Genomic DNA, 6447 nt, shown 5'->3' on the forward strand with positions numbered 1-6447 from the left:
CGCCACCCCGCTCACCTTCACCCTGCCGGCCGCCGCGCCCGCCGCCACCCCGGGCACCCACGGCCACACCCACCCGGCGGCCACCGCACCGGCCCCGCGCACCAGGCTCCCCAAGGGCGTCTCCAAGCAGGTCCCGTACGCACCGCGGCACCAGGTCAGGCACTCCTCGCAGCACTGAACGCGCACCGACCCAAGGGCCCGTCCGACACCCTCGGACGGGCCCCGGATCCCGGCCGCCCCGACGCGGCCGGGACCCGCACGACCACCCCACAACTCTGGCCGTGGAGCCCGATCGATGCACGTTCACCACGGTGCGCGCCGCCCCGGCGCGGCGCACGTCACCCTGCTCACCGAAGGCACCTACCCGCACAGCCACGGCGGCGTCAGCGTCTGGTGCGACCAACTCGTCCAGGGCATGCCCGACCTGGACTTCGACGTCATCGCCGTCACCGGCACCGGACGCGAACCCGTCGTCTGGGAGCTGCCCGCCCAGGTCCACCAGGTGCGCTCCGTCCCCATGTGGGGCGAGCCGCCCGAGGGCCGCGCGCCCCGGGGCCGCGCCCTCACCCGGCTCACCGCCGCCTACGAACGCTTCCTCACCGCCCTCCTCGACCCGTGCGCCGAGGACCAGTTCCCACCCGCGCTCTACCTGCTGGCGCGAGCCGCCGCCGACGGAACGCTGAGCCCCTTCCTGCGCGGTGACCGGGCCATCGCCCTGCTCGCCACCGCGTGGAACCGTCCGGGGCTCGCCGTGCGCGAGGCGCGTCCCACCCTGCATGACGCGGTCACCGCCACCGCCCTGCTGGAACACGCCCTGCGCCCGCTCGCCGCGCCCGCGCCCGAGCACGGCGTGGCCCACGCGGTCAGCGGCGGAGTGGCCGTACTGCCCGGACTCGCCGCCCTCGACCGGCACGGAGTCCCGCTGCTGCTCACCGAGCACGGTGTCTATCTGCGCGAGCGCTACCTCGGCTACCGCACCGCGCCCTACCGCTGGCCGGTGAAGGCCGTCGTCCTCGGCTTCTTCCGGCTGCTCGCCGAGGAGAGCTACCGCAGGGCCGCCCTGATCACCCCCGGCAACCGCTACAACCGGATCTGGGAGGAACAGGGCGGCGCCGACCCGAAGGCCATCCGCACCGTCTACAACGGCGTGGACCCGGCCGCCTTCCCGCCCGCCGGACCCGAACCGGGGACACCGACCCTGAGCTGGGCCGGCCGGGTCGACCCCATCAAGGACCTGGAGACGCTGATACGCGCGTTCTCCCTGGTCAGGGCCGAGATACCCGAGGCCCGGCTCCGGCTCTTCGGCGGCACACCCCGCGGCGGCGAGGCGTACCGGGAGCGCTGTGCCGCGCTGGCGGCCGAGCTGGGCCATGGCGACGCCGTCGCCTTCGAGGGCCGCGTCGAGGACATCAAGGACGCCTACGCGGCCGGGAACGTGGTGATGCTCTCCAGCATCAGCGAGGGCTTCCCGTTCACCCTGATCGAGGCCATGTCCTGCGGCCGGGCCACCGTCTCCACCGATGTCGGCGGGGTGCGCGAGGCGGTGGGCGACACCGGCCTCGTCGTACCACCGCGCGACCCGGAACGCATGGCGGCGGCCGCCCTGGAACTGCTCCGCGACGGCGACCGGCGCCGGGCCATGGGGGAGGCCGCGCGGCTGCGGGTGATCGAGCAGTTCACCCTCCGCCAGACCATCGACACCTTCCGCTCGATATACCTCGAACTCCCCTACCACACACGGGAATTCGTCACCCCGTCCGCGCCGGAGCGCGAGCCCGGACGCCGGACCGCCGCGGGGAGCCTGGCCGGATGAGCGGACCCATGGCACTGGAACCGGGCGGCGCCGAACAGGACACCCTCGCCCTCCGGCTCGCCCACCCCGACGACCGCACCCTGTCCCTGCGGCTGCCCGCCCTCGGCACCGACGAGACGGCCGTCAGCCTGCTGGCCGCCGAACTCGCCGACCGGATCGGCCCCGCCGTCCACCCCTACGAGGTCGCCGCCCTGCTGGAGGCCGAGGGCCTCACCGCCGAGACGATCAAGGACCGGTACGGCCATCCGAACCTGTTCTCGCTGGCCACCGCCCTCTACGAGCAGGTGCCCCGCACCTTCCCCGAGCCCGCGCCGGCCGCCGACCCCTGGCGTCCCGACCATGTCCGCTGTCTGCTGCGCGGGCTGCTCTTCGCCCTGCCGGGCCTCGCCTATCCGCTCACCGCGCCCCTGTGGCACCCCGGCCGGCACGCCGCCGCGCTGATCCTCGCGGGCCTGATCTCCTGGGCCTGGGGCCAAGGGCTCGGCCACCGCGCCCACTTACGCAAGGCGACCGGCCCCCGGGAGGCCGCCCGCACCCTGGCCGCGGGCGCACCCCTGGGAGCCGTACTCGCCACCGCCCTCGCCGCGCCGCTCACCGGCGGCGGCCCGGTCCTGCTCGCCGTCGCCGCCCAGTCGCTCTACCTCGCGGCCGCCGGCGTCCTGCTGGTCCTGGCCCGGGAGAAGACACTGCTCGCCGCGCTGAGCCCGCTGCTCGCGGGCGCCGCCTGCCTGCTCCGCTGGGACCCGGGCCCCGTGCCGCGCCTCGGCCTCCCCCTGCTGGCGCTGCTCGGCACGCTCGCCGTCACCGCGCACGCCCTGCGCGGCCTGCTCAAGGAGCCCGGCGCCGACGGAGGCAGACGGCCCCCGCTGCGCTGGTCGCTGCCGTACGGCCTGTTCGGTCTTGCCGCCGGGCTGCTGGTGCTGCTCGAAGGCCGCCGGGAGCCGTACGCGGTGATCGTGCTGACCCTCAGCATGGGACCCGCCGAATGGCTGCTCTACCGCTACCGCGGCCTGTCCGTCGCCGCCTTGCGCGCCACCGCCACCCCGGCCGGATTCCTGCTGCGCTCCGCCGGTGTCCTCGGCCTGTGCCTGCTCGGCTATCTGCTGCCGCTGCTGCCCGCCGCGTACCTCACGGGCGCCCCACCGGCACCACTTCTGCTGCTCGCGGCCACCCTGTGGACCGCGCTGCTCCTCCAGGCGTTCGGGACCGCCTGGCCGCCCGCCGTGATCTGTCTGGCCGCCGCGGGCACGGCCGGCGCGGTCACCGCGCTGCGTCTGCCACCCGGCCCGGCCGCCCTGCCGCTCGCCTGCGCGGCCGCCGTGCCGTGTCTGCTGGCGTGCGCGCTGCGGCTGCTCGGCCGCCCGGCCCGGCACGCCTGAACCAGACCTTCTTCTTCCTCGACTCACTGGAAGGACCCACCAGTTGACCTCCCAACCGCTCGCCGCCGTCACCGGCGCCGAGGGCTTCATCGGCTCCCATCTCACCGAGGCCCTGGTCGCCTCGGGGCACCGGGTGCGGGCCATGGCCCAGTACAACTCCTTCTCCTCCTACGGCTGGCTGGAGACCCTCGCCCCGGACGTGCTGGACCAGGTGGAGATCGTCCTCGGCGACGTCCGCGACCCCGGCTCCGTGCGCGGACTGCTCGAAGGGGCGGACGTGGCCTACCACTTGGCCGCCCTGATCGCCATCCCGTACTCCTACCAGGCGCCCCACAGCTATGTGGAGACCAACGTCACCGGCACCCTCAACGTGCTCGAAGCGGTCCGCGCCCTCGGCACCCCCCGGCTGGTGCACACCTCCACCAGCGAGACCTACGGCACCGCGCGGACCGTGCCGATCACCGAGGACCACCCCATCAACACCCAGTCCCCGTACGCCGCTTCGAAGGCCGGCGGGGACCGGCTGGCCGACAGCTACCACGCCAGCTTCGGCACCCCGGTGGTCACCCTGCGGCCGTTCAACACCTTCGGACCGCGCCAGTCGATGCGCGCCGTCATCCCCACCGTCATCGGACAGGTCGCGGCGGGGGAGCGGACCATCACCCTCGGCGATCTGCGGCCCACCCGGGACTTCCTGTTCGTCAAGGACACCGCGCGGGCCTTCCTCGCCGTGGGCGGCGCCCCCGCCGAGCAGGTCGTCGGGCGCACCTTCAACGCCGGTACCGGCGGCGAGATCTCGGTCGGCGACCTCGTCGCCCTGATCGGCAAGGTCATGGACACCGCCCTCGACGTCCGCGCCGACCCCGCGCGCATCCGGCCCGCGGGCTCCGAGGTGATGCGGCTCGTGGCCGACGCCGGCCGGCTCACCGCCGCCACCGGCTGGGGGCCCGTGCACACCCTGGAGCAAGGCCTCGCGCAGACCGTGGAGTTCTTCCGCGACCCGGCCAACCTGGCCCGCTACAAGACCGGCATCTACAACATCTGACCCGTCCGGCACGTCACGACGTCTGCTCAAGGAGGCACCCCATGCACGCAGTGATCCTGGCGGGAGGCAAGGGCGTCCGGCTGCGGCCCTACACCACCGCGCTGCCCAAACCGCTCGTGCCCATCGGCGACCAGCACGCGATCCTGGAGATCGTGCTGCGCCAGCTGTCCGCGGCCGGCTTCACCGGCTGCACCCTCGCCATCGGCCACCTCGGCGAGATCATCCGCGCCTACGTCGGCGACGGCTCCCAGTGGGGCATGGCCGTCGACTACGCCACCGAGGAGAGCCCGCTCGGCACCATGGGCCCCCTGCTCAACCTGAAGGACCGGCTGCCCGAGGACTTCCTGGTGATGAACGGCGACATCCTCACCGACCTCGACTACGCGGACGTACTGCGCCGCCACCGCGCCTCCGGCGCGCCGCTCACCATCGCCACCTACGCCCGCAAGGTGCACATCGACTTCGGTGTGCTCACCACCGACGCCAGCAAGGTCGTCGCGTTCACCGAGAAGCCCAGCATGGACTACCGGGTCTCCATGGGCGTCTACGGCCTCTCCCGCGCCACTCTCGATGGCTACACCCCGGGGCTGCCACTCGGCTTCGACGAACTCGTCCTCGACCTGCTCAGAGCCCAGAACTCGCCGCACGCCTACGAGTTCGAGGGCTACTGGCTGGACATAGGGCGCCCCGACGACTACGACCGGGCCAACGCCGAGTTCACCAGCCGCAAGTCCCTGCTGCTCAAGGGAGCCTGAGTTCCGCATGCGCATTCTCGTCCTGGGCGGCACCGGATATCTGGGCCGCCGGGTGACCGAGCAGGTGCGCGCCCTCCCGGGCGCGCACCTGCTCACCGGGGGCCGCACCGGCGCCGAGTACGCCGTCGACCTCGCCGCCGACCGGCCCGAGCGGCTGGCCAAGACCCTGGCGGCGGCCGCGCCCGACGCCGTGGTCAACTGCGCGGGCGCCACCGGCGGCGACCCGGTGACGCTCGCGGAGGTCAACGCCAGGGGGCCCGCCGTGCTCTGCGCCGCGCTGCGCGAGGCGGCCCCCGCGGCCCGCCTGGTCCACCTCGGCTCCGCCGCCGAGTACGGCCCCGGCACCCCCTGCGCGGCCGTCACCGAATCGGCGCCCGCCTGCCCCGTCACCCCGTACGGCGCCACCAAGCTCGCCGGCACCCTCGCGGTGACCGCGGCGGGCCTGGACGCGGTGGTGCTGCGGATCGGCAACCCGGTGGGGCCCGGGGCGCCCGCGGCGAGCCTGCCCGGCCGGATGGCCGCGCTGCTGCGGGCGGCCGGCTCCGATCCCGGGGCCGTGCTGCGGCTCGGGGACCTGTCGGCCTACCGTGACTTCGTGGACGTCCGCGATGTGGCCCGGGCCGTCGCCCTCGCCGTCACCGCGCCCGGACCGCTGCCGCCCGTGCTCAACATCGGCGGCGGTGGGGCCGTACCGGTGCGCGAACTGGTGCACGGCCTGGCCCGACTCGCAAGATTCCAGGGGAAGTTGGCGGAGGACGGGGGCGGCTCGGCGCGCTCCGCCCAGGTGTCCTGGCAGTGCTCGGACATCGGCGCCGCCGACCGCGCCCTCGGCTGGCGCCCGGCCCACGGCCTGGACGACGCCCTCGCCGCGCTGTGGGCGGCGACACCGTGAGCCTGCTGATACCGCTGTACGTGCACCCGGCACAGGACCCGGGCGCCTGGCACCGGCTGATCACGGCCGCCGCCCGCACCTACGCCGTCGTCCTCAACCCGGCCAGCGGACCCGGCGCCGCGCCCGACCCCGCGTACACGGCGGCGGCCCGGGCGCTGCGCACGGCGGGCGCCCGGCTGCTCGGGTACGTCGACACCGACTACGGGACGCGGGACCGGGCCGCGATCACCGAGGACGTGCGCCGGCACCGGCTCTGGTACCGGACCGACGGCTGCTTCCTCGACCGGGTCACCGCGACCGCCGAGGGCCTGCCCGACTGCCGCCGCCTGGTCCGGGAACTGCGGCGGCTCGGCACCGGCAGCGTGGTGCTCAACCCCGGCGTCCATCCGGCGCCGGGGTACGCCCGGCTCGCCGATCTCACCGTCACGTTCGAGGGACACTGGTCGACGTACGTCTCCGCGTTCACCCGGCCGTCCTGGGCCGCGCGGCAGCCACCCGCCCGTATCTGCCATCTGGTGTACGGAGTCCCCGCCGCCCTGGTCCCGCTCGCGGTGCGCACCGCG

The 6447-nt window shown here is 74.7% G+C and carries 6 protein-coding genes; all 6 read left to right on the forward strand.

From position 1 onward, the window contains the following. The first annotated feature begins 295 nt into the window (after positions 1–295). Positions 296–1813 (forward strand): GT4 family glycosyltransferase PelF, encoded by a 1518-nt coding sequence (gene pelF / locus CCN72_RS34205; protein WP_086812212.1) that lies wholly within the window; start codon positions 296–298, stop codon positions 1811–1813. Beyond that, positions 1810–3192, forward strand: coding sequence for a hypothetical protein (locus CCN72_RS34210; RefSeq protein WP_086812214.1), 1383 nt, complete (start codon positions 1810–1812; stop codon positions 3190–3192). The genes pelF and CCN72_RS34210 overlap by 4 nt, the downstream gene beginning before the upstream one ends. A gap of 43 nt (positions 3193–3235) precedes the next feature. Next, positions 3236–4237: a GDP-mannose 4,6-dehydratase gene (locus CCN72_RS34215; RefSeq protein ID WP_086812216.1), complete on the forward strand. Its 1002-nt coding sequence runs from the start codon at positions 3236–3238 to the stop codon at positions 4235–4237. Between the two features lie 41 nt (positions 4238–4278). After that, a complete protein-coding gene (locus CCN72_RS34220; protein ID WP_086812218.1) occupies positions 4279–4992 on the forward strand; it encodes a nucleotidyltransferase family protein in 714 nt (237 codons plus the stop codon). 7 nt (positions 4993–4999) lie between these two features. Continuing rightward, the gene (locus CCN72_RS34225) at positions 5000–5884 is read left to right on the forward strand and encodes an NAD-dependent epimerase/dehydratase family protein (RefSeq protein WP_086812219.1); all 885 of its coding nucleotides are present in this window, start codon (positions 5000–5002) and stop codon (positions 5882–5884) included. Beyond that, positions 5881–6447 (forward strand): spherulation-specific family 4 protein (locus tag CCN72_RS34230; RefSeq protein WP_086812221.1); only part of this gene is annotated, 567 nt, incomplete at its 3' end. The genes CCN72_RS34225 and CCN72_RS34230, both read left to right, overlap by 4 nt.

This window comes from Streptomyces murinus, assembly GCF_002154555.1.
Classification (GTDB): Bacteria; Actinomycetota; Actinomycetes; order Streptomycetales; family Streptomycetaceae; genus Streptomyces; species Streptomyces murinus.

Bases quoted from the DNA above. Each gene is read 5' to 3' on its own strand.
- pelF (WP_086812212.1), top strand. From the start codon at position 296: ATGCACGTTCACCACGGTGCGCGCCGCCCCGGCGCGGCGCACGTCACC.
- CCN72_RS34210 (WP_086812214.1), top strand. From the start codon at position 1,810: ATGAGCGGACCCATGGCACTGGAACCGGGCGGCGCCGAACAGGACACC.
- CCN72_RS34220 (WP_086812218.1), top strand. From the start codon at position 4,279: ATGCACGCAGTGATCCTGGCGGGAGGCAAGGGCGTCCGGCTGCGGCCC.
- CCN72_RS34225 (WP_086812219.1), top strand. From the start codon at position 5,000: ATGCGCATTCTCGTCCTGGGCGGCACCGGATATCTGGGCCGCCGGGTG.